This window comes from Rossellomorea yichunensis (assembly GCF_032337515.1).
GTDB lineage: Bacteria > Bacillota > Bacilli > Bacillales > Bacillaceae_B > Rossellomorea > Rossellomorea yichunensis.
In genome coordinates this window covers 257,415-280,552 of the sequence record NZ_JAVYAD010000004.1, presented here as the reverse complement: position 1 = coordinate 280,552, position 23,138 = coordinate 257,415, and the positions used below count along the sequence as shown (strand labels likewise).

The 23,138-nt window shown below is 45.2% G+C and carries 19 protein-coding genes; 13 read left to right on the top strand and 6 right to left on the bottom strand.

Going from position 1 to position 23,138, the window contains the following annotated elements; genetic code table 11:
* The first annotated feature begins 18 nt into the window (after positions 1–18).
* Together RSX31_RS12350 and RSX31_RS12345 are read left to right on the top strand one after the other, a co-directional pair.
* Positions 19–702, top strand: coding sequence for an ABC transporter ATP-binding protein (locus tag RSX31_RS12350; RefSeq protein WP_315634748.1), 684 nt, complete (start codon positions 19–21; stop codon positions 700–702).
* Complete coding sequence (locus RSX31_RS12345; protein ID WP_315634747.1) at positions 699–3,281, top strand: ABC transporter permease; 2,583 nt, start codon at positions 699–701, stop codon at positions 3,279–3,281. The genes RSX31_RS12350 and RSX31_RS12345 overlap by 4 nt, the downstream gene beginning before the upstream one ends.
* 54 nt (positions 3,282–3,335) lie before the next feature.
* Here RSX31_RS12345 and RSX31_RS12340 read toward each other — a convergent pair whose 3' ends face one another.
* Positions 3,336–3,560, bottom strand: coding sequence for a hypothetical protein (locus RSX31_RS12340; RefSeq protein WP_148967529.1), 225 nt, complete (start codon positions 3,558–3,560; stop codon positions 3,336–3,338).
* Between the two features lie 131 nt (positions 3,561–3,691).
* Between RSX31_RS12340 and RSX31_RS12335 the strand changes: the two genes are divergently transcribed.
* The 5 genes from RSX31_RS12335 (at position 3,692) to RSX31_RS12315 (ending at position 9,355) form a co-directional block, all read left to right on the top strand.
* Positions 3,692–5,314 (top strand): spore germination protein, encoded by a 1,623-nt coding sequence (locus RSX31_RS12335; RefSeq protein ID WP_315634746.1) that lies wholly within the window; start codon positions 3,692–3,694, stop codon positions 5,312–5,314.
* Complete coding sequence (locus RSX31_RS12330; RefSeq protein WP_315634745.1) at positions 5,304–6,530, top strand: Ger(x)C family spore germination protein; 1,227 nt, start codon at positions 5,304–5,306, stop codon at positions 6,528–6,530. Before RSX31_RS12335 ends, RSX31_RS12330 begins: the two co-directional genes overlap by 11 nt.
* Positions 6,531–6,554: 24 nt before the next feature.
* Positions 6,555–7,655: a GerAB/ArcD/ProY family transporter gene (locus RSX31_RS12325; RefSeq protein WP_315634744.1), complete on the top strand. Its 1,101-nt coding sequence runs from the start codon at positions 6,555–6,557 to the stop codon at positions 7,653–7,655.
* 143 nt (positions 7,656–7,798) lie between these two features.
* Positions 7,799–8,269, top strand: a complete 471-nt coding sequence (locus RSX31_RS12320; RefSeq protein WP_148994853.1) for an SRPBCC family protein — start codon at positions 7,799–7,801, stop codon at positions 8,267–8,269.
* A gap of 198 nt (positions 8,270–8,467) precedes the next feature.
* Positions 8,468–9,355: an EamA family transporter gene (locus RSX31_RS12315; RefSeq protein WP_148994852.1), complete on the top strand. Its 888-nt coding sequence runs from the start codon at positions 8,468–8,470 to the stop codon at positions 9,353–9,355.
* Between the two features lie 138 nt (positions 9,356–9,493).
* On the opposite strand, the gene RSX31_RS12310 is transcribed toward RSX31_RS12315, so the two are convergent.
* On the bottom strand, positions 9,494–11,104 hold the full coding sequence (locus RSX31_RS12310) for a glycoside hydrolase family 43 protein (protein WP_315634743.1): 1,611 nt from the start codon (positions 11,102–11,104) through the stop codon (positions 9,494–9,496).
* Positions 11,105–11,135: 31 nt separating this feature from the next.
* Positions 11,136–12,320, bottom strand: coding sequence for an ROK family transcriptional regulator (locus tag RSX31_RS12305; RefSeq protein WP_315634742.1), 1,185 nt, complete (start codon positions 12,318–12,320; stop codon positions 11,136–11,138).
* A gap of 157 nt (positions 12,321–12,477) precedes the next feature.
* Between RSX31_RS12305 and RSX31_RS12300 the strand changes: the two genes are divergently transcribed.
* The 3 genes from RSX31_RS12300 (at position 12,478) to RSX31_RS12290 (ending at position 15,576) form a co-directional block, all read left to right on the top strand.
* Positions 12,478–13,776, top strand: coding sequence for an extracellular solute-binding protein (locus RSX31_RS12300; protein ID WP_315634741.1), 1,299 nt, complete (start codon positions 12,478–12,480; stop codon positions 13,774–13,776).
* Between the two features lie 86 nt (positions 13,777–13,862).
* Positions 13,863–14,741, top strand: coding sequence for a carbohydrate ABC transporter permease (locus tag RSX31_RS12295; RefSeq protein WP_148967541.1), 879 nt, complete (start codon positions 13,863–13,865; stop codon positions 14,739–14,741).
* A 13-nt stretch (positions 14,742–14,754) separates the two neighbouring features.
* Positions 14,755–15,576: a carbohydrate ABC transporter permease gene (locus tag RSX31_RS12290; RefSeq protein ID WP_148967542.1), complete on the top strand. Its 822-nt coding sequence runs from the start codon at positions 14,755–14,757 to the stop codon at positions 15,574–15,576.
* A gap of 41 nt (positions 15,577–15,617) precedes the next feature.
* Here the strand turns inward: RSX31_RS12290 and RSX31_RS12285 are convergent, their stop codons facing one another.
* Complete coding sequence (locus RSX31_RS12285) at positions 15,618–16,232, bottom strand: YesL family protein (protein WP_315634740.1); 615 nt, start codon at positions 16,230–16,232, stop codon at positions 15,618–15,620.
* Between the two features lie 328 nt (positions 16,233–16,560).
* Here RSX31_RS12285 and xylA point away from each other — a divergent pair, with 328 nt between their 5' ends.
* From xylA to RSX31_RS12270, 3 genes are all read left to right on the top strand, one after another.
* Positions 16,561–17,886 carry a xylose isomerase gene (xylA, locus tag RSX31_RS12280; RefSeq protein ID WP_148994847.1) on the top strand — a complete coding sequence of 442 codons (1,326 nt, stop codon included), beginning with the start codon at positions 16,561–16,563 and terminating at the stop codon, positions 17,884–17,886.
* A 25-nt stretch (positions 17,887–17,911) separates the two neighbouring features.
* A complete protein-coding gene (gene xylB / locus RSX31_RS12275; protein ID WP_315634739.1) occupies positions 17,912–19,411 on the top strand; it encodes a xylulokinase in 1,500 nt (499 codons plus the stop codon).
* Positions 19,412–19,499: 88 nt separating this feature from the next.
* Positions 19,500–20,483, top strand: a complete 984-nt coding sequence (locus tag RSX31_RS12270; RefSeq protein ID WP_315634738.1) for an aldo/keto reductase — start codon at positions 19,500–19,502, stop codon at positions 20,481–20,483.
* 31 nt (positions 20,484–20,514) lie between these two features.
* On the opposite strand, the gene RSX31_RS12265 is transcribed toward RSX31_RS12270, so the two are convergent.
* Complete coding sequence (locus tag RSX31_RS12265) at positions 20,515–21,552, bottom strand: aldose epimerase family protein (protein WP_315634737.1); 1,038 nt, start codon at positions 21,550–21,552, stop codon at positions 20,515–20,517.
* Between the two features lie 81 nt (positions 21,553–21,633).
* Positions 21,634–23,049 (bottom strand): D-xylose transporter XylE, encoded by a 1,416-nt coding sequence (gene xylE, locus RSX31_RS12260; RefSeq protein WP_315634945.1) that lies wholly within the window; start codon positions 23,047–23,049, stop codon positions 21,634–21,636.
* Positions 23,050–23,138 lie beyond the last annotated feature (89 nt).

Below are 23,138 nucleotides of genomic sequence, written 5' to 3'. Positions count from 1 at the left end.
ACATTATGGAGGTACCAAATGAATATTTTACAAATTGAAAATCTGTCTAAGATATATGGCAAAGGGGAAACGGCGGTCAAGGCACTTGATGATGTCTCATTCTCTGTAAGAAAAGGGGAATTCGTGGCGATCATCGGTCCTTCTGGATCGGGGAAATCTACTTTGCTTCACCTGCTTGGAGGCGTCGACCGTCCGACAAGCGGGAAAGTGCTAATCGATCAAACCGATATTTATCAATTGGATGAAACCCAGCTGGCTGTTTTCAGAAGAAGGCAGATCGGGTTGATCTATCAGTTCTACAACCTGATCCCTATTTTGACGGTGGAAGAGAACATCACCCTCCCCATGTTATTGGATCAGCATAAAGTGGACCAAAAGCAGTTGACGAATCTAGTGTCTACATTGGGCCTTCATGAAAGGCTGAACCATCTGCCGAACCAATTATCCGGCGGACAGCAGCAGCGTGTATCCATCGGAAGAGCGCTGATCAGTAATCCGGCCATCATTCTCGCTGACGAGCCGACAGGAAATCTTGACAGCAAGAACTCTACGGAAATCATCGAACTGTTAAAAATGTTCAACAAAACCTATAACCAGACATTGATCATCATCACTCATGATGAGCGGATTGCACTGCAGGCAGATCGTGTGATCGAGATCGCAGATGGAAAGATCGCTAAGGATGAGGTGATCCGTCCGTGAATATCATCAACAAACTGACGTTACGGCATCTGAAAGAAAACAAAAGAAGAACCCTTGTAACCATCACCGGGGTCATCATCTCGGTGTCGATGATCATGGCCGTTGCGACACTCGGCGTGTCATTCCTGGACATTATGAAAAGGCAATCGATCGCCGACAATGGCGAGTGGCATGTTCAATATCAAAACGTCAGCCCCGATCAAATTGAAGCAATAGCGAATGACGAGGATACGGGAAGCTTGCTCCTATCCAATGAATTGGGGTATGCAAAGCTCGATGGGGCCAAAGTGGAAGATAAGCCCTACTTATTTATAAAAGAATATAATGAAGAAGGCTTTAAGCAGTTTCCGATCGAGTTGAGTAAAGGCCGCCTGCCTTCCGATGAACAGGAAGTGGTCATTTCTGAGCAAATCGCGAATGATGCCGGTGTTCAGTACAAGATCGGGGACCAGATCAAACTGGCTATCGGGAGCCGGATGATGGAAGGGGAAAGCGAGCCATTGGGACAGAATGACTCGCTCCAAAGGGATGGTGAAGGTATTAAGGAAAGGCTTGAAGTGAACTCCATGGAGACCTTCACTGTTACGGGCATCATCGAAACCCCATCATGGGAACCGGCATGGTCTCCAGGTTATACAGTGCTCGGCTATATCGATAAGGGTTCCTTGAATAAGTCGGATATGGTGGATGCGATTGTGGTGTTGGACAAAGTGAACTCCTCCGTCTTTGAGCATGCCGGGAAACTGGCAAAAGAGAATGGGATTGGGAAAGTAGCTTTCAATGATGAATTACTGCGCTACTACGGTGTGACGGACAATGACAATCTCCGCTTCACCCTGTTTTCCTTACTTGGGATCATCATGGCCGTCATCATCATCGGTTCGGTATCGCTTATTTATAATGCATTTGCCATCAGCGTATCTGAACGATCCAGACACTTAGGGATGCTTTCTAGTGTGGGGGCGACGAAGAAACAGAAGAGAAATTCCGTCTTTTTCGAAGGGATGGTCATCGGAATCATCAGCATCCCCCTTGGTTTATTGGCAGGGGCGTTGGGGATCGGAGCTACCTTTTGGTTTATCAATACCTATATTGACGGAGCATTGGGCATTTCGGAGAGACTTCAGGTTGTCGTCACGCCGTCAACGGTCCTGGTTTCCTGTCTGATTTCAAGCGCGACAATTTTCATTTCTACGTATATGCCTGCACGAAAAGCCTCGAAGATTTCAGCAATCGATGCGATCCGCCAGACGCAGGATGTCAAATTGACTGGTAAGACGGTCAAAACGTCCAAGCTCGTCCGGAAGCTGTTCGGGTTGGAGGCGGAAATCGGATTGAAAAATCTGAAACGGAATAAACGGCGTTACCATGCGACGATTTTTTCCCTGGTGATCAGTATCGTTCTCTTCTTATCGGTGTCTTTCTTTACAGATAACCTGAAGAAATCGGCAGTCATGTCCCAGGAAGGCACGAATTTCGATATTTCCGTATCGGCCAATACCGGGGATACAGAACAATTGGAAGACTTGGTTCAACTGGAGAATATCACAGCATACAGCGTCCAAAAAAGTCTGAATCCGACTGCCCTTATTGACAAAGACAAATTTCCTCAGGAATTGAAGGACATGATTGAACGGGATAATATTCCCCTTGATAATGGACGTTATCAATACTATGTGAACTTACATGGATTGGATGAACAGAGCTTTAGAGACTTTGCCAAAAAAGCAGGCGCAGAACTCGAGATGTTCAATGATCCCGGGAAGCCAACAGCCATCGTCATTGATCAGATTTCCTATCACGATCCGACGACGACCAAGTTCATCGAGGCCAAATCGATCGTAACCGAACCGGGGGACGTACTCGATTTGATCTTCACGAACTATGATACAGAGAAATCGAAACCATTGGGATCGTTTACGATCGGGGCCATGACAGACCAAGTGCCGATGGGGATCCGTACCGCAATGATGGGCGGATTGGATGTCATCGTACCGATGAAAACGATGGATGCCTTGATGGATGACGAGATGAAAAAGGAAGTCCGGAGCCAGTTATATATGAACAGTACCGACCCGATGGAAACCCAGAAAGCCCTTGAAGAAGTGGTGCCATCGAATCTGTATATATATAATGTCTATCAAGACAGACAGCAGGAAGAACAGCTCATCCTGTTACTGTCAGTCTTCACGTATGGGTTCATCGCACTGATTTCATTGATATCCATCGCGAACATCTTCAATACGATTTCAACGAGCATTTCTTTGAGAAAAAGGGAATTCGCCATGTTGAAATCCGTTGGGATGACGCCAAAAGGATTTAATAAAATGATCAACTATGAAAGCATCTTTTACGGCGTCAAATCCTTGCTGTTTGGACTGCCGATCAGTATCGGTGTCATGTATCTGATCCACAGATCTGTTGGAGAGACCTTCGATTACGGATTCGAGCTGCCGTGGATTGATATCCTATCTGTCATCGCTGCGATTTTTATCATCGTAAGCTCCGCCATGCTTTATTCAATCGGAAAGGTCAAGAAGCAGAATATCATTGAAGGTTTGAAGCAAGAGAATATATAAAAAGAAAGAAGAGATGAGCTATTACTGGCTCATCTCTTTTTTTATTTCATATTCTTACTTGTCTTCGTTTCTCTTCTTAATTAACACGTAGGCAGTTTCAAGCAGAAAAATCGAAAGAAGAAAAAAAAGGACAAAAATTTCTGTTATTTCCATTACTTGAAAAGGACTGACGGCATTGTACAATGCTTCTGAAACATCGAATCCTTGGAAAATATCGAGACTTAGAGAAAAAGCCATTAAACATCCCATCATTAAAAGAGCAATGCCCATGATTTTCATGCCGATCACACTCCTCCAACTAGTTTCTTCTCTTTGGACTTGTATCATTCAGTCATGCGTTTGTTAATAATTACATAAAAACCCCTCATATGGTTAAAGTAATAAAAAATAAAAGAAGGGTGCCTGAATCTATGCCTTCGTTCTTTAAAGGTCGAAAACCAAAAAAGAACCACCAGTCAAATGCTGAAAATCAAGCTGCTGATCACTCGGCAGAACATATACAAGATTCGTTGTCAGTCAACCTTGACATCATTAGAAAGAAAACAGGAAACAGTTCAGACCTCGTCGTTCGTCATCTGAAAATGGGGAGAGATTCCGATATTAAAACAGCAATTGTCTATATCGAAGGAATAGTAGACAATCGAACGATTCAAGAATTCTTATTGCAGACCATGATGAAAGATGATAATAAAGAACAATTGAATGAGCATGATGCGTTAGAACGGATTTCTGAGGACATGATGACGGTTGGGAACGTGTTATCGCTCAATACCTGGGAAGACCTGTTCTCCTCTTTAATGGCAGGTGACACCCTTATCCTGATAGATGGCATTTCAAAGGCTTTGAGTGCGTGTACGAGAGGCGGGGAGAAACGCTCCATTTCGGAATCTACCACGCAAATGGTGGTCCGTGGTCCAAAAGGGGCGTTTACAGAGTCGATTGAAATCAATACAGCCATGGTAAGGCGCATCATTAAGACCCCTGATTTATGGATGGAGTCTTTGAAGGTTGGCCGTGTAACCAAAACCGATGTGACGCTTATGTATATACATGGCATTGCCAATGAAAAGGTTATTGAAGAAGTTCGTCAGCGAATAAACAAGATCGACATTGATAGTATTTTGGAATCAGGCTATATCGAGCAACTGATTGAAGATCAAACACTGTCTCCCTTTCCCACTATTTTCAACACTGAAAGACCGGATGTTGTGGCAGGGAATTTAATTGAAGGACGAATTGCCATTTTTGTCGATGGAACACCTTTTGTACTGATTGCACCCGCTGTGTTTATACAATTTTTCCAATCGGCTGAGGATTATTACGCCCGTTTCGATATTGCGACATCGATTCGGCTTTTACGCGTTTTGATGTTCATGATTTCGCTGATTGCACCTGCTTCCTTTGTCGCTGTCACCACCTTTCACCAGGAAATGGTGCCGACAACGCTCATTGTCGCCATTGCAGCACAGAGGGAAGCTGTTCCTTTTCCTGCATTCGTGGAAGCTCTTCTGATGGAAATAACATTTGAAATCTTACGGGAAGCAGGAATTCGACTGCCGAAAGCGATTGGTTCTGCTGTATCCATTGTCGGTGCACTTGTTATTGGACAAGCAGCCGTTCAAGCGAGTATTGTGTCACCAGCCATGGTCATCATTGTATCGATCACAGCGATTGCCAGTTTTGCGACACCTTCTTTTGATATGGCTATTTCAGCTCGTTTAATCCGGTTTTTGTTTATGGTTGGTGCGGCAACATTTGGCTTCTACGGAATTATTTTGATCCTCTTGATGTTGGTCGTCCATCTATGCAGCTTACGTTCCTTCGGTGTGCCCTATATGGCCCCTTTTGCTCCCTTTATACCTGTGAATAATGGAGATACATTTGTAAGGTTACCATGGTGGTCACTAAGACAAAGACCCCGCTTAATTAGTGCCAATACAGTACGGGAAGGGAAGAATCAGCGTCCCGAGCCTCCTGCATCCCGTGCAATGGTCAATCGGGATTTTAAAGAGGGTGGCAACGATGAAGCATAAGTTGATCTTCCTTATAGTATGGGTGACAATGACTGTCTTGCTTTCCGGATGTTGGAGCAAAAAAGAGCTAACCGATCTTGCTATCGTGGCAGCCCTGGGAGTAGATAAGACGGAAGACGGAAAATATGCCATCACCCTTCAAATTATTAATCCCGGGAACGTGGCTGGAGGCATGCGTGGGGGAGGTGGCGGGACTCAAAGCCCACCTGTCACCATCTATTCGGCAACTGGAAATAATTTAGTAGAAGCAAGCAGGCGTGCTTCAAGCAAAATTTCCAGAAGATTATATTATGCCCATACCAACCTGGTGGTGGTTGGGGAGAACCTTGCAAGAGAAGAAGGTGTAGCTACATTAATCGATGCAGTCGATCGAGATCATGAATTTAGAATCACGACAACCATGGTGATTGCCAATCAATCATCTGCAGAAGCCCTCGTGAAAACATTAACACCCGTTGATAAAATTCCGGCGAATAAGGTGCTGAAAACGTTGGAATTCTCTCAAAAGGTATGGGGAGAGACCATAAAGACGTCGATCCAAGACGTGATGAAAGGGCTGCAATCCCCTGATGAAGCAACCGTGGTTTCAGGATTTCGTCTTGTGGGAAATCCCAAGCATGCGAGCCAGTTAGAAAACATTCAAGAAAGTGAGCCTGAATCTGCCCTTGAAGCAAGTGGAATCGGCATCATAAAAGAAGGGAAATTAGTGGATTGGTATCATGGGAAAGCGGCAAGAGGAACCGTATGGATCAGAGATGAAATCCAGGGAACAGACATTAACATTGATTGGAAAGGAAAAAAGGAAGCCATCGCCTATCAAACAGTCCGTCAAAAAACAACCGTATCTGCGAAAGTGAAGAATGGAAAGCCCCATATCTCTATTCATACACGCGCGGAAGGAAGCATAGGGGAAATGAATGTACCTGTCGATATCACAGATGTAAAGGTTATTTCAAAGATGGAAGAAGAGCTGGAGAAAGAGGTTAAAGAAGAAATAAAAAATGCGATTGAACAGGCTCAAACAAATAAAGCCGATATCTTTGGATTTGGCGAAGCCATCCGACGTTCCAGTCCCGGTGAGTGGAAGAAGCTTAAACCGATGTGGAACGAGGTGTACTTTCCGGAATTAAAGGTGGATATTAAAGTGGAAGCCTATATCCGCCGTGCGGGATTACGAAATAAATCGTTTCTTTCAAGTTTAAATGATGATCAATAGTGAGGGAAAGGGGGTACCAGTAGAGTGGAGAAAGCTAAAATTAGTGCCAGTCAGCTCTTTGTCTTAATGGTTCTGTTTGAACTGGGGAGTGCTTTACTCGTCCCTCTTGCCATAGATGCAAAACAGGATGCCTGGTTGGCCATTCTGCTTGGAATGGTCGTCAGTTTCGTTCTTTTATTAGTCTATCATAAACTCTATTGGTATTATCCCGATCTGTTGCCTACCGAGTACATGCAAAAGATTCTCGGTAAAGTGCTGGGAACCTTGGTTGCCTTCCTCTATCTTTTTTTCTTTATGTATGATGCTTCGAGGGTTCTTCGAGACTTTGGGGAAATGCTGTTAACCTTTGCCTATCCCGAAACGCCTTTATTCATCGCCAATGCACTGTTAATGCTCGTCATTATTTATACGGTCCATAAAGGAATAGAGGTCATCGGGCGATCAGGTGAACTGCTTTTTATGCTTATGTTTATGCTTTCGGTCGTTGGATTTATATTGATCGTGAGTTCTGGTCTGATCGACTTAACCCACCTACAGCCGGTACTTGAAGAAGGGATTGCACCTGTCCTAAAAGTGGTTTTTACTCAAACCTTATATTTCCCGTTTACAGAAGCCATTGTATTTACGATGATTTTGCCGTACATGAATAATCCCAAGAAGGTAAAGCTTACGATGATATGTGCAACGGGGTTAAGTGGAATCAACCTCATACTTACGATGCTCATTAATATTAGTGTGCTCGGTGTGGGTCTGACTGCACGGTCACAATTTCCGCTTCTTAGTACAGTTCAGACCATCCAAGTAGCCGATTTTTTAGAACGGCTGGATGTATTTTTTATGCTTGCCTTAGTGATCGGGATTTTTTTTAAGATAAGCGTGTTGTTTTATGCAGCGGTCATAGGCTCAGCCAGCTTATTTAAGGTCAAATCGCCTTCACGGCTGTCCTATCCTTTGGGCCTGGTCGTTTTATTTATGTCGATGACGATTGCGAGCAATTTTCAAGAGCATATCCAAGAAGGACTAGAGATAGCGATCTTTGTCTTACATCTACCACTCTTCGTGATCATTCCCATCCTCCTGCTTCTTATTGCGTTTTTGAAAAATAGATCGAAGAATAGAGGGTAGCTGGGGTGTTTGGATCATTCTTTCGGGGGTGAAGGGAGTTAAAGTAGCCAAGACTTATAGTACCTTAACGATTAAAAGAAGGAAATAAGACAAACTTGTCAAATTTATTCAATAGTACGATAGATCTTAGGAGGTCATTCCATTTGAGTATCCCATTCGAAGTGAAAAGAAACTTTCAGGTCTCCAAAGAAGAAGCCTATGCGAGTCTATTAGATCTTGCTTCTGCCAAACAGTGGATGCAAGGGTTGGTGGGAATAGAGCGGATGGATGAAGGGCCGATCCGTGAAGGTAGTCAGTGGAGGGAAACGAGAAAGATGTTCGGCAAAGAGGCTTCGGAATATTTTGAGGTAGTGGAGCTTAAAGAACCTGATAAGATTGTGCTGCGATGCGACGGCACGAAGGGGACGACAGGCAAAGGAGAATTTATCTTTACCTATTTGCTGACTTCATCAGGTGATCAGACAGAAGTGACGTTACTTGGGGAAATCAGAGGGCTGACCGGCCTGTCGAAATTGTTCGGTAAATTAATGGCAGGCGTCTTTAGGAAGGCTTGCGCAAAGGATTTGGATTCCTTGAGAGATTATTTGGAAAAAAATAAAGTGGTGAACTCCTGACAGTGGCAATCGGAAATGGTATAATCTTTTAGTAGGAAAGTTAGCGCTAATAGCAGTTAGTTTTGATCTCTTACATTTTATTATAATGATAAAACCTTTTTAGGAAGTGGATTTTTATAGAGGCAGCTCTATTTTCGCCACACAATGTCAATTGACAATTGTGTGGTTTTTTTATGTGTAAAAAAGGGGGAGAAAAAAATGAAAACGTGGCAATATGCATTGATTGTTTTTTTAGGTGGATGCTGTTATGGGATCTTATCTACATTTGTCAAACTTGCTTATTCAGCAGGTTTTTCAGTAACAGAAGTGACAGGTGGCCAATATTTATTCGGAGCTTTGCTTACCTGGGTGCTGGTTCTGTTTACAAAAAAGAAAAGGATACCTTTCAATCAAGCTTTCAAACTATTATTATCTGGAATTCCATTTGGACTGACAGGTGTGTTCTATTATCAGGCGCTGCAGACACTGAATGCTTCGCTTGCAATCATTTTTCTATTTCAATTTGTTTGGATCGGCACGTTATTCGAGTGGATCTTATATAAAGAAAAGCCAACTAAAGGTAAAATCATCTCAATTGCCATACTAATAATCGGCTCCATTTTAGCTGCTGGTGCAGTTGCAAAGAGCGAAGTTGTTCTATCCTTGCAAGGGACTGTTTGGGGATTACTATCTGCTGTGACGTTTACCACTTTTATCACACTCAGCAGTTCTGTCGGAAAAGATTCTCCACCCGTCTTGAAAAGTGCTTTCCTTTCAACAGGTGGTTTAATTGTCGTATTTTTAATTTTTCCACCCACGTTTTTAGTTGATTTACCTACTTTGACGGGGGTCGCACAATATGGTTTATTGCTCGGCTTCTTTGGCGTAGCTTTACCACCTCTTTTATTTTCAATCGGCATGCCCCATGTCGGACCAGGGCTTGGCACAATCTTAACGGCTTCTGAACTTCCAGTGGCTGTAACCATGTCCGCTCTAATACTAGCTGAAGTAGTCAGTTTTTCACAATGGATAGGGGTCGTCATCATTCTATGTGGAATCGTGCTCGGCAATTTAAAACTGAAAGGCAGAATGAAATCCATATCATAATGCGAGTACAATAATAAAAAAGAAAAGAGGTCCGTCCCTCATTGCGGTAAAGCTTTACCGTGGTGAGGGACGGACCTTTTGTTCCAATCTTTTTGAACAGTTCACCTGCATTGAGATCAACAATGATTATGAGTTTAATTAATTCCCTTCCTTATAAATAAAGTAATCAAAGTCAGCATGCAGCTTCTGTCCGGAAGTGTCCTGGCATTGCATTCCTACGAAAGCTCCTGTGAAAAAGCCGCCTCCCTGGATGTAATCGTCTGATAGTTTGTAAGAATCGAGCTTAACAGGGACCTTTGTCCAGTTTTCTCCGTCGAAGGAGTAGGAATATTCATAGATGGCAGTGCTTACATTTACACGCAAGCAGACATATTCGACGTTTTCCGGGATGACGATCGGGTCATCTTTCATCGGCAGAGTGAATGTGAAGTTGTCACAGACGGTCAGATCGAGAATCCGGCCGTGTTCTTCGTGCCAGGTGATTTGCAGGGCAGACCAGTTTTGCGTATTGTAGTAGTTTACTAGACCGGCTGCCTGCTGGAAAGTGTCCGGGTTAAAGGCGACCTTGGTTTCGGCAGTGAAGTGGAAATGCTGCCAGCGCCTTGCGATATGGGCCTGTGTGAATTTAGAGGATAACGATTCTCTGCCATATAGACGCAGGTGTCCAGGGTTATCCTTTAATGAAACGATATCTTCACCTAATGGAATGCGCAGGGATTGGAAGTGAAGATTAAGAGAATCATGGTTAAAGTCGTCTTTCACCTCAACATCTCTCACCCATTGAACTTCTTCAACAGCAGGTCCCTGTATTTCTACGGACGGTTGATTGCCTCCTGTGACATATGGCCAATCATTTTTCCATTCAAGACGCTGGATGGCGGTTTCCCGGCCGAGTGGACAAAAGCCGCGTGGGTCAAGCAAAGGTTTATTTTCCTGCGGCAGCGGGCGTCCTGTTAAATGAACAAGGAACCATTCATCCGTATGAGTCTGAACGATGGAAGCGTGCCCGGCTTTTTGCAGCGGGTTTCTTGGATACGGGAACGACGTGATCAATGGATTGTCAGGATGCACTTCATATGGTCCCCATAGATCCTTCGAGCGGGCGATGGTGGCCTGATGATCGTATTTCGTTCCGCCTTCTGCTGTGAGCAGGTAGTAATAACCGTTTATTTTGTACAGGTGAGGGGCTTCCGTCAGCTTGATATCCGTTCCTTTGAAGATGATTTCCTTTTTGCCGATCAGCTTTCGTTCGCTCACACTGTATTCCTGCATGACGATGCCGTAGAAGTTGTGATGGCCGACACGGTGATCCCAAAGCATATTGACGAGATACTTCCTGCCATCTTCATCATGAAAGAGTGACGGGTCGAAGCCTGAGCTGTTTAAATGGATCGGTTCAGACCACTCACCGTCAATAGTGTCACAAGTAACGAGGTAATTATGGCTGTCCTTCCACTGTCCTTCGACGACTTTCACATCGGTGTAGATCAGCCAGAACCTGCCATCACGATAAGAGAGGGCAGGGGCCCAGATCCCGCCTGAATCGGGATTGCCCATCATATTCAATTGACTGAGGCGGTTCAGGGGACGGGATACGAGTCGCCAATTTTTTAAGTCCTTTGAATGGTAAATCCCGACTCCCGGGAACCATTCGAAGGTAGAAACGGCAATGTAATAATCCTCTCCTGCACGGCAAATACTCGGGTCAGGATTGAAGCCTGGTAAAATCGGGTTTTGAATCGTTGTCATTGTTCTGCACCTCTCCTACTAGAAAATAGATTTACACTTCCTGGATATCGATGGTTAAGAAGTTTTCACTTGCATAAGCAGCCACGCCCAATGCAGTGGCATGAGTGGATAACTGTGAAAAATCGATGCTCAAATCTTTCTGATGCGTAAACAGAGTCTGACCTTGTTTCTTCTTTAATGGTTCTTCCAGCCATTTAGAGCACGATGCCAGGCGATTTCCGATGATGACTTGTTCAGGATTGAAGATATTGATGATGTTATTGATCCCGATACCCAGATATCCACCGATTTCTTCGAATACACGAATGACATGTGCGTCCCCGTTTTCGGCAAGTTCATTTAAGCTTTCAAGAGAAAGCGCCTGACCGCTTTCGGGCTTGATGCCATGATCTGTGGCAGATTGGACGAGTGCTTTTTCCGACGCATATAATTCCCAGCAGCCCTGGTTCCCGCATCGGCATTCCGGACCGTCGACTTCAATGGTCATGTGGCCAAGTTCTCCGGAAAAACCATTATTTCCTTTATACAGCTGACCATTTAAAATAAGACCGACGCCGATCCCGATCCCGACACTGACATAAATGATATTGCTGGAATCTTTACCTGCACCGAATTTCTTCTCGCCGTATGCCCCCGCGTTTGCTTCATTCTCGATTTGAACGGGAACGTTATATTTGGCTTCCATTGTCTTTCTAAAGTTGATATTCTTCCAATTTAAATTTGGAGCGAGGAGAATCTCTCCGTCTGTGCTGACGGTTCCCGGGACCCCGATTCCGATACCTACCAATCCATAGGGGCTTTCAGGCATTGACTCAATCAGGGAATCGACAATGGTAAACAGTTCGTCCTTTATTTCTTCATACGTTCGATCTTGAAATTTAATCAGTTTTTCATTCCTGATGTTGCCCTGCAGGTCGGTCAGGATTCCGAGAATATAGTTCACACCAATATCCACCCCGATGGAGTATCCAGCTAAATGGTTGAATAACAGCATGACGGGTCTTCTTCCGCCGCTTGAGACTCCGGGACCGGACTCGAGGATCAGGTTTTCGTTAAGGAGCTCACTTACCTGGGAGGAGACCGTTCCTTTGTTCAACCCTGTTTGATTGGCAATGTCTGCTCTTGAGATAGGGGTGAATTCCTGAATGGTTTGTAAAACTAATGACTTGTTGCCTTTTTTGACAACATGCTGATTGTAGGTTTGTGACATTTTCATTTGGAAGCTCCATTCTTTCTCAATTTTTCCTTTAGTGTACCATTTTCTAATTCTATTATAAACTTAGTTTATCCACTAGACAAACATTGTTTTCGGTGGTAATCTAAAATCAGTAACATATCTGGTTTCAAAAAAACGAATATTGGGGGTATTTAGTTTGAGAAATAAGAAAGCGGTTACAACAGTCTTCACTCTTTTTTCCTCTCTGTTACTGATCACCGGCTGTTCTGGATCTGATGAGAAGGCCAATGGGTCCGGAGATGAGAAAACAATCGAGTTCATGCATCTTTGGCCCGAAGGAAGCTCGAAGCAGCACAATGAGATTGTAAGCGGTATCATCAAGGATTTTGAAAGTGATCATCCTGATGTGAAAGTGGACCTTGAAGTGCTGAGCAATGAGCAGTACAAGGATAAGCTTAAAGTACTATCAACTTCGAATGAATTACCGGATGTGGGGATGACTTGGGCTGCAGGATTCTTGGATCCTTATGTAAGCGGGGAGAAGTTTGCACCTTTAGATGATTTGCTTGAAGGGGATTTAAAGGACAAATTCGTCTCAGGTACGGCAGAAGCGTATGAAGTGAATGGAAGCACTTACGGACTGCCCCTTGAATTGAACATTGCCACGGTTTTCTACAATAAAGCGATTTTCGATAAATATAACTTGGAAGCACCGAAAACATATGAAGAATTAGAAAATGTCGTAAAGACGTTGAAGAAAAATGATGTGGCGCCAATCGCTCTTGGAAACAAGGATCGCTGGACTGGATCGTTATGGTATATGTACCTGGCGGACCGGATAGGCGGGGGAGACGTCTTGACGAATGCGATCAACCGAACGGGTTCGTTCGAAGACCCTGCACTTGTTTCAGCCGCGGAAAAAGTACAGGATTTAGTTGGTATGGACGCTTTTGTCAAAGGATTCAATGGTCTTTCAGATGAAGAAGCGAAGAGCATGTTTATGAACGAACAGGCTGCCATGTACTTGATTGCGACATGGGATCTGCCAAACTACACAACCAATGAAGATGTTCCGCAAGAGTTCAGGGATTCTGTCGGATACTTCAACTTCCCGACGGTTGATGGGAATGGAGATATGAACAGCTTCGTCGGAGGTCCAGGGGTAGGACTATTCGTTGCGGAAGACTCGGATGTGAAGGAAGAAGCGAAAGAATTTGCCTCCTTCTTCGTACAGGAATGGGGAGAGAAGTCGGTGACCGATGCCGGGGTCATCCCTGCAACGAAGGTCGATGCTGAGTCATTGGATCTTCCGGATATGTATGTCGACGTATTGGATGATCTAAACAATGCCAGCAACATTACATTATTCGCAGACGTTCAAATGAGCGCAGATGTCGCACAGGTTCACCTGGATATGATCCAATCGCTCTTTGGTAAAGAAGTTACACCGGAGGAATTTGCAAAAGAACATGAAAAGGCACTTTCGGAAGAATAATAGATTTTCTGATGGTCAATTAAAGTAAAGGACATACCCGTAGGCTGGATTGTCCTTTTCTATTTTTAAATATGGGGTTGAATGTTATGAATAAAGTAATGTCTAACAAGTGGATTATCGCCTGTTACGTTCTCCCTGCACTCCTTTTGATCGGTGTCTTCATTTTCATCCCATTAATCCTGACTGCGTACTACGGTTTGATGGACTGGGATGGCATCGGGGAGATGGAGTTCATAGGGCTTGATAATTATATCCATGCGATTTCTGATGAGAAGTTCTGGGATAGTGCACTTCATTCTTTTTTACTTGCTGTATTTTCAACACTTAGTCTGATTATTTATCTGGCAATCTCGTTAATATTGGCTTCAAAAATCAAAGGGGCCGACCTTTTAAGGAAGATCTATTTGATTCCGATGTTGTTGTCATCCGTTGCTATCGCCCAGTTATGGATCAAGGTGTTTAACCCGTCGAACGGGATGCTCAATAGCATACTGATGGCGATCGGAGTAGATGATCCGCCGGCGTGGCTTGCTGAACCATCCGTTGTATTGTATGCCATCTTCATCCCGATTCTATGGCAATATGCGGGTTTCTACATCTTGATATACTATGCTGCCTTGAAGAATATCCCGGAATCCCTGGTGGAAGCGGCAAGAATCGATGGGGCGACACCTCTTCAAATAGCCTATAAAATCAAGCTGCCTTTAATAATGGGAGTCGTCAAGGTGACCATTGTGCTTGCGGTTGTCGGATCACTGAAGTATTTTGATCTGATTTATGTCATGACCGGCGGCGGGCCGAACGGTGCCAGTGAAGTAATGGCTTCTTATATGTATAAACTGGCTTTTTCAAGTAATGACTTTGGATACGGAAGCGCCATCGGCTTCCTGCTGTTGATCATCACATTAATCGTGACCGTCATCGTCCGTAAAGTCACTGCGACCAAAGAAGAAATTCAATATTGAAGGGGGTTAGACCATGAAGCGTGCGGGTTACTTTATTCTCTATCTTTGTTTAGCCATCGTCGCGGTCTTTCAGATCTTTCCAGTCATCTGGCTGTTCCTGTTTTCATTAAAGGATAACCAGGATATCTTCTCGAAATCTCCATTTTCCCTGCCTTCTGAATTCAGATGGGAGAATTATGCGAAGGTATGGGAAGGAGGAATCGGGATTTACTTCTGGAACAGTATCTGGATTACAGGTGTAGCGATCATCTTGACGGTATTGTTTGCAAGCATGGCGACATTCGTCATAACCAGAATGCAGTGGAAGCTAAGTAAACTGGTATTGGGGTTATTCATGGTTGGGCTGATGATTCCGATTCATTCAGCCATCATACCGCTATTCAGCATGTTTTTAAATGTGAATTTAATTGATAATCCATGGTCGATCGTCATTACGTATACGGCCTATAATCTGCCGATTACGATGATGATTCTGCTTGGATTCTATTATACGTTACCCCGTGAGATAGAAGAGGCGGCTATAATGGACGGATGTTCGGTTCATCGGATGTTTTTCAAAATCATCCTGCCGATGACAATCCCGATCATGTCGACGACAGTCATTATCAATATGATTTACAATTGGAATGAGTTTGTCTTTGTGAACACATTTATCAGCTCCGACGAATACAAAACCCTTACCGTCGGGATCCAGAATTTCATCGGGCAATACATGACCGACTGGGGAGCCATAGGTGCCACGCTCATTATCAGTGTGCTGCCGATCCTGCTTGCATTCCTCTTCTTCAGCAATAAAGTTGTGGAAGGAATTTCTTCAAGTGCGGTAAAGGGATAAGCAATAAAAAAAATCACTTCGAGAGAGAAGTGATTTTTTTATTATGCCTGTTTCCCCTGAATCCGTTTGAATGCATGCAGGCTAAGCCATGTCGTGATAAAGGCATAAGCGCTGCCGCCGAAGATAAACGCAAGAGCCGGTACCCTGTACATGATAAAGAAAAGGGAACCGAGACAAAGTAACATCAACAGCGTATGGAGTGGATGGATCAGCATGATCAGAAACGCTTGTTTGATCAGTTGCCTCACGCTCATATCGAAATGTACAAAGGCCGGTAACAGATAAAAGGAGAAGAATAGAAAGAGCAGCATAAAGGCGAATAGCGGAATATGGGTCCAGGTGAACAGCTCACGGAGATCCATTTGGATATACCAGATATCGAGGCCGATCAGGAGTGAGGCCGCGATGATGACGATTCCCAGGCGGTTGCTCTTCCAGAATTCTCTTTTGAAATAGGTCAAGAAGGCGCTGAATACGGGTTCCTCTGTATTTCCCCTTAACCAATTCCGTACAATCGCGAACATGGCCACCGTAGAAGGAAAGAAGCCGAACAGGATGCCCCCTGCCAAGGTAAAGAGTACCCATAAAATATTTATGAAAGCGAAACGCGTGATCCATTCAAAGATGGTGTAGATCGCACTGTTTAACGTGTTCATGGACATAGCCACCTCCATCGATGAGTAAGTTGTATGCGCAATCATGAACTATTATACGGTATCGGGGCTTGTTTGGCAGTAGTTTATAAAAACTTAGTTTATTCAATAGACAAACTAACGCTATGTTGCTATAATGACGTTGTAAGCATTTACATTTATAAATTGGTGCAGGCGGCCAATCGGTTCGTCCGCATATAGAGAACCTGTTATAAAAGCTGATCACGTTTCGAGTGGCAGTAAGGAAAATCCGAATCATTATCGCTCATCCGGATGGGCGGTGAGCCGGAAGTTGAAGCACTTCATTATAAAATTTTAGGAGGAACGATCAATGGCTTACTTTAAGAACATCGACAAAATTAACTACGAAGGTTCAACATCAACCAACCCATTTGCGTTTAAATTTTATAATCCAAAGGAAGAAATCGGTGGCAAAACAATGGAGGAAATCCTGCGTTTTGGTGTAGCTTACTGGCATACCTTCACGATGGACGGCTCCGATCCATTCGGAAGCGGCACAATGATCCGCTCATGGGATCAATATACGGGAATGGATTTAGCAAAGGCACGCGTAGAAGCGGCTTTCGAATTCTTTGAAAAGCTTGATGTACCATTCTTCTGTTTCCATGATGTCGATATTGCCCCGGAAGGAAGCAGCTTAAGAGAAACCAATCAAAATCTTGATACAATCGTAAGTATGATAAAGGACTACATGAAAGACAGCAAAACGAAATTACTTTGGAACACGGCGAACAATTTCACGCATCCCCGCTTTATCCATGGTGCTGCTACGTCCAATAGCGCAGACATCTTCGCTTACTCTGCAGCGAAAGTGAAGAAAGGATTGGAAGTAGGGAAGGAATTAGGTGCAGAAAACTATGTATTCTGGGGCGGACGTGAAGGCTACGAAACCCTTCTTAATACAGACATGAAGCTTGAGATGGATAACCTGGGACGCTTCCTTCATATGGCTGTTGATTATGCGAAGGAAATCGGCTTTGATGCGCAATTCCTCATCGAGCCAAAACCGAAAGAGCCAACGACTCATCAGTATGATTTCGATGTGGCGACAGGCTTTGCGTTCCTTCAGAATTACGGACTGCAGGACCACTTCAAGTTCAATATCGAAGCGAATCACGCGACATTGGCAGGACATACATTCGAGCATGAACTGCGCTATGCACGTGTGAACAACATGCTCGGTTCAGTGGATGCCAACCAGGGCGATCCGTTACTTGGCTGGGATACAGACGAATTTCCGACAGACTTGTATTCTACGACTCTTGCAATGTATGAAATCCTTAAAAATGGAGGACTTGGCCGCGGCGGTCTGAACTTCGACGCGAAAGTGAGAAGAGGTTCTTTCGAGCCGGAGGATTTATTCCATGCGCATATCGCCGGAATGGACAGTTTCGCAGTCGGGCTTAAGGTTGCTCAGAAGCTGATTGATGATAACGTTCTGGATGGTGTGGTTGAAAATCGTTATAAGAGCTACACAGAAGGCATCGGTCTTGAAATCGTGGAAGGAAATTCAGACTTCCGCAAGCTTGAGGAGCATGCGCTGGGCTTAACAGAAGTGAAGCACCAATCAGGCCGTCTTGAGAAGATCAAGGCAACCATCAATCAATATTTACTGAAAGCATACGCTGGAGAATAAGGTTAAACGTAGAAGAGGTGTAGTGATGAAATACGTAATCGGCGTTGATCTGGGAACAAGTGCAGTGAAAATCCTGCTGGTGAACCAAACCGGGGAAGTCGTTCAGGAGGTTTCAAAGGATTACGAACTAATCCAAGAAAGAACGGGTTTCAGTGAACAGGATCCGAAAGCGTGGGTGGATCAGACCGTTGCTGGATTGTCTGATCTCCTGCAAAACTTCCAGGGCGATACGGAAGATATCGAGGGCATCAGCTTTTCAGGCCAAATGCATGGACTTGTACTCCTTGAGGAGAACAACGAAGTGCTTCGCAATGCCATCCTCTGGAACGATACAAGAACGACCGCACAATGCAGTCAGATATACGAGGTCATCGGAGAAGAACGCTTGCTCTCGATTACGAAAAATCCTGCATTGGAAGGCTTTACGCTTCCAAAGCTCCTTTGGGTGAAGGAGCATGAGCCGGAAATCTATGAGAAAGCGAAAACCTTTGTGCTTCCGAAGGATTATCTCCGCTACAAGTTGACGGGGAAGCTGCATATGGACTATTCCGATGCAGCAGGAACGCTGTTGTTGGATATCGGGGAAAAAGCATGGAGCAAAGAAATCTGCGACCTCCTGGGAATTGACCCCGCGATTTGTCCACCATTGGTCGATTCCTATGAGAAGACGGGCAGCATAAGCCCTGAAATCGCAGAATCGACTGGTCTATCCACTTCCACCCAAGTATTTGCCGGGGGAGCGGATAATGCGTGCGGCGCAATCGGATCCGGAATATTAGAAGAAGGCAAGACTCTATGCAGCATCGGGACCTCTGGTGTAGTGCTATCCTATGAATCCGGCAATGACAAGGATTTCGAGGGGAAGGTCCATTACTTTAATCACGGGGCCCCGGAAGCTTATTATACGATGGGTGTCACCCTTGCAGCAGGTTACAGCCTGAGCTGGTTCAGGAATGTGTTTGCCAAGGATGAAAGCTTTGAAGAGTTGGTGAGGGAGGCAGGGACCGTGCCTCCCGGGTCAAATGGTTTACTGTTTACACCGTATGTGGCGGGGGAACGGACCCCTCATGCAGATGCTGCGATTCGGGCGAGCTTTATCGGCATGGACAGCTCCCATGAACGAAAGGACTTTGTACGGGCAGTCATGGAAGGCATCACCTTTTCATTGAATGAATCCTTGGCGATCTTCCGCGGCAGCGGCAAGCAAATCGAGACGATTGTCTCCACTGGAGGCGGGACGAAGAATGAAGACTGGCTGCAAATGCAGGCGGACATCTTCAACGCCAGAATCGTGAAGCTCTCGAGTGAGCAGGGGCCGGGAATGGGAGCAGCGATGCTAGCAGCCTATGGGTGCGGCTGGTTCGATTCCCTGAAGGAATGTGCCGATGAGTTTCTGAAAGTAGAGAGAGAGTTCATCCCGAATGACGCCAACGTAGAGATATATAAGGAATTGTTCCATCTCTATCAGGACGTATACGGGCAAACAAAATCGTTAAATGAAAAACTGGTAAACTATCGAAAATAATACCGACAGATGATAAGGCTGCTTCAGAAGAGAGTTCCACTGCTTCTATAGGCAGCCTTTCTCGTATGAAAGAGAGGAGAGGGAAGCATTGAAATATAATCAGCTGGGTAACACGGATCTGAACATAAGTGAATTAAGTTTTGGGACATGGGCCATCGGCGGCGCCTGGGGCAAGCTCGATGACCAGGAAGCACTGAAGGCATTGGACAAGGCGATGGATGCAGGGGTGAACTTCTTTGATACGGCAGATGTGTATGGGGACGGACATAGTGAAGAACTGCTTGCGAAATCGACTAAAGGGAAGGTAGCATCGATCCAGATCGCGACGAAATTTTGCCGCAGCGCCGATATCCATGACCCTCGGACCTATTCAATGGATAGCGTGCGGGCATTTTGCGAGAACAGCTTAAGAAGGCTGGACAGGGAAGCAATCGATCTGTACCAGATTCATTGTCCACCGTTGGAAATCCTAAAGGAAGGCAGCGTATTCGAGGTACTGGAAAAGCTGAAGGAAGAAGGGAAAATCCGCTACTACGGTGTGAGTGTCGAAACAGTAGAAGAAGGCATCTTCTGTCTCGAGCATACAAAGGCAAGCTCCCTGCAGGTCATCTTCAATCTGTTAAGACAAAAACCGCTGGAAAAGCTGTTCCCGATGGCGATGGAAAAGGATGTCGGGATTCTTGCCCGTGTACCGTTGGCAAGCGGGCTATTAACAGGTAAGTTTACAAAAGACACGACATTCGAGAGTGATGATCACCGCAGCTTCAACCGCAACGGGGAAGCGTTCAACGTCGGGGAAACCTTTGGTGGATTGGACTTCAAAAAAGGGGTCGAACTGAGTGATGAACTGAACTGGATCGAAAAAGGGAGAGGCAACCGTACCAGAGCTGCGATCAAGTGGATCCTTCAGCAGGAAGAGGTATCGAGTGTCATTCCAGGTTTCAGAAGTGTCAAGCAGGTCGAGGATAATCTTAAGGCGCTGAATGCAAAGGAATTCAGTCCTGAGGAACTGCAGACATTGAAAAGTTTTTACGAAAAAGAGGTCCATACCCATATTCGGGGAGCATATTAGTAGAACCTCCAGCTAAAGGCTGGAGGTTCCTTTATTTCTCAGTTGAAAAGGTAAATACAGTGCGCTGCTGATAGCGTTCATTCGGCTGCAGGATGACAGGGGGCAGGCCATCATGATGGAGAGAGGCAGGCGGACATTGTGTTTCAAAGCAGACGCCCAAATGCTTTCTCGACGTTCCTCCATGAAGCTCCAGTCCGTTTTGGAGATTATTCGCCGTATACATGACCATGCCGGGTTGATCCGTCTCGATGGTCAGCACACGACCGCTCGTTTGTTCTGTCATCATGACGCTTTCTGACCTGCTGTGATCAAACAGGAAATAGTGATCGTAGCCATGACCGGCAATGTCGTTCTGCTCCGTTTGCGCCGTTATACCGTCTTGCAGTCTGCGCCCCTTTCGGAAATCAAATGGGGTATCGGCAGCATCCAACACCGTCCCAGTCGGGATCAACTCCTTATCGAGCTCAAGAAATTGGTGGCTGTCGATCGTGACATGATGATGATGGATCGTCTCTTTTCCATTCCCGCTTAAATTAAAGTAAGCATGATTTGTTAAGGTAAGGGGAGTGGACTGATCCGTCACTGCCTCATATTCGAGAATCAGTTCATTTTCATTTGTTAAAAGGTATGTGACAGACACATCGATCGTGCCGGGATATCCTCCCTCACCGTCCTTACGTGAATAGGAGAGAACCACCCCGACCCGGTCCTCATCCTGTAAGGGTTCCGTGTCCCAGAGGACCTGATGAAATCCATTTGAGCCTCCGTGTAAATGATTTTCTCCATCATTTGCTTCAAGCATATAGACATTCCCATCCAGTTCAAAGGCGGCACCCTGGATCCTGCCGGCAACAGGGCCGATCAATGCTCCGAAGAAATGAGGATTCGTCTCGTAATCCTCAGCCTGTTTATATCCGATCATCACATTTTCAACCGTGCCGTCCTGATCAGGCACCATTACCCTTGTGATGATTCCCCCGTAGTTTAATAGAATTACAGACATTCCATGATCGTTCCGTAAGGTATACTCTTTCCAATCCCGTTGAAGATGTTTTATGTCGATTTTCATGCTTCCACCCCATATGTAAAGTATTCTGTTCATCTTGTAAAAGAAGCATCTGTTTTTTAACAGATGCCGCGTAATACGAAACTATATTGCCTTAGATTTTGTTGCAGAAGGCACCTTCCACAGGTCTTCCATTTGTTCAAGTGATTTTCCTTTGGTTTCAGGTACGAACTTCCACACAAAGATGGCGGAAAGCACACTCATCAAACCATATATTCCGTACGTCATCCCGCCGCTGTATTCCATCATCATCGGGTACGTGGAGGAGACGAGGTAATTCGCTGCCCACTGTGCTGCCACCGCAATGGCGACTGCCTGCCCGCGGATGCGGTTCGGGAAGATTTCTGAGATCAATACCCAGCAGATCGGACCCCAGGACATCATGAAGGAAGCCGTGTACACAATGATAAAGATTAACGTGCTGATGCCGATGATATTCGAGAACGCAAGCCCCGCGACACCGAACATCCCGATCGCCATCCCGATTGAACCGATGATCATCAATGGTTTGCGTCCCCAGCGATCGACCGTCATGATCGCAACTACTGTAAAGATGACATTGACCAAGCCCATGACGATCGTCTGCATCATGGAAGCATCCTTTGCTGCCCCCATACTTTCAAAGATCCGGGGTGCATAATACAGAGCCACATTAATCCCGACAAACTGCTGGAACACAGAAAGCAGGATTCCGATGATGATGACGGTTTTCCCATAAGCGAAGGTGGAGAGCTTTTCAGTCGACACATTCACCGATTGTTTGATCTCCCGGAGGATTGCCTTTGCAGATGCGGAGCCATTGATCTTCGTCAGAATCGCCAATGCGCTTTCATCTTTGTTCTTCAGGGAGAGGTAACGAGGCGTTTCCGGTACAAAGAAAAGGAAAACGCAGAACAATATGGCCGGAATAGCTTCTGAAGCAAACATGTATCTCCAGCCGACATCATTGATCCAATCCAGGGGCTGTCCTTTGGCAATTCCCCAGTTGACAAAATAAACGACAAGCATCCCGAATATGATCGCAAACTGATTAAATGAAACGAGGCGTCCACGAATCCCTGCCGGTGCGATTTCCCCGATGTACATCGGTACGATGGCAGAAGCAAGACCAACACCGATTCCGCCGATGATCCGGTAAAAGTTAAAGGCAATCAGCAATCCCATCGTCGGTTCCCCTGCAGAGAAGAAGAGGAACTCCGGATAAGCGGACCCTAAAGCAGATAATAAGAAGAGGATCGAAGCAATGATCAGCGACTTCTTACGTCCGAATCGTGATGAAAAATAGCCGGAGATCACTCCCCCGATGATACACCCGATCAGGGCACTGGAAATCGTCGCACCGTGAATGAATGAGCTTAAGCCGAGGCCATCGATCAAATAAGCCTGAATCGATTTTTCAGCCCCTGATATGACAGCCGTATCATACCCGAACAGGAGACCTCCGAGCGTGGCTACTAATGTAATAGAAAAAATATAAAGTGAACTTTTTTGCTTTGTCATCATGTGTTGAGGCAGATCCCATTTTGTTCATGATGCTCGCGACAACGCTTACATTATTACGTTAAGAGTGATAAAGCGTTTACAAAAAC

Excerpts from the sequence above, each read along its gene's own strand:
- RSX31_RS12350 (WP_315634748.1), top strand. The coding sequence starts at position 19 with ATGAATATTTTACAAATTGAAAATCTGTCTAAGATATATGGCAAAGGG.
- RSX31_RS12340 (WP_148967529.1), bottom strand. The coding sequence starts at position 3,560 with ATGAAAATCATGGGCATTGCTCTTTTAATGATGGGATGTTTAATGGCT.
- RSX31_RS12335 (WP_315634746.1), top strand. The coding sequence starts at position 3,692 with ATGCCTTCGTTCTTTAAAGGTCGAAAACCAAAAAAGAACCACCAGTCA.
- RSX31_RS12330 (WP_315634745.1), top strand. The coding sequence starts at position 5,304 with ATGAAGCATAAGTTGATCTTCCTTATAGTATGGGTGACAATGACTGTC.
- RSX31_RS12315 (WP_148994852.1), top strand. The coding sequence starts at position 8,468 with ATGAAAACGTGGCAATATGCATTGATTGTTTTTTTAGGTGGATGCTGT.
- RSX31_RS12310 (WP_315634743.1), bottom strand. The coding sequence starts at position 11,104 with ATGACAACGATTCAAAACCCGATTTTACCAGGCTTCAATCCTGACCCG.
- RSX31_RS12305 (WP_315634742.1), bottom strand. The coding sequence starts at position 12,320 with ATGAAAATGTCACAAACCTACAATCAGCATGTTGTCAAAAAAGGCAAC.
- RSX31_RS12295 (WP_148967541.1), top strand. The coding sequence starts at position 13,863 with ATGAATAAAGTAATGTCTAACAAGTGGATTATCGCCTGTTACGTTCTC.
- RSX31_RS12290 (WP_148967542.1), top strand. The coding sequence starts at position 14,755 with ATGAAGCGTGCGGGTTACTTTATTCTCTATCTTTGTTTAGCCATCGTC.
- RSX31_RS12285 (WP_315634740.1), bottom strand. The coding sequence starts at position 16,232 with ATGAACACGTTAAACAGTGCGATCTACACCATCTTTGAATGGATCACG.
- xylA (WP_148994847.1), top strand. The coding sequence starts at position 16,561 with ATGGCTTACTTTAAGAACATCGACAAAATTAACTACGAAGGTTCAACA.
- xylB (WP_315634739.1), top strand. The coding sequence starts at position 17,912 with ATGAAATACGTAATCGGCGTTGATCTGGGAACAAGTGCAGTGAAAATC.
- RSX31_RS12265 (WP_315634737.1), bottom strand. The coding sequence starts at position 21,552 with ATGAAAATCGACATAAAACATCTTCAACGGGATTGGAAAGAGTATACC.
- xylE (WP_315634945.1), bottom strand. The coding sequence starts at position 23,049 with ATGACAAAGCAAAAAAGTTCACTTTATATTTTTTCTATTACATTAGTA.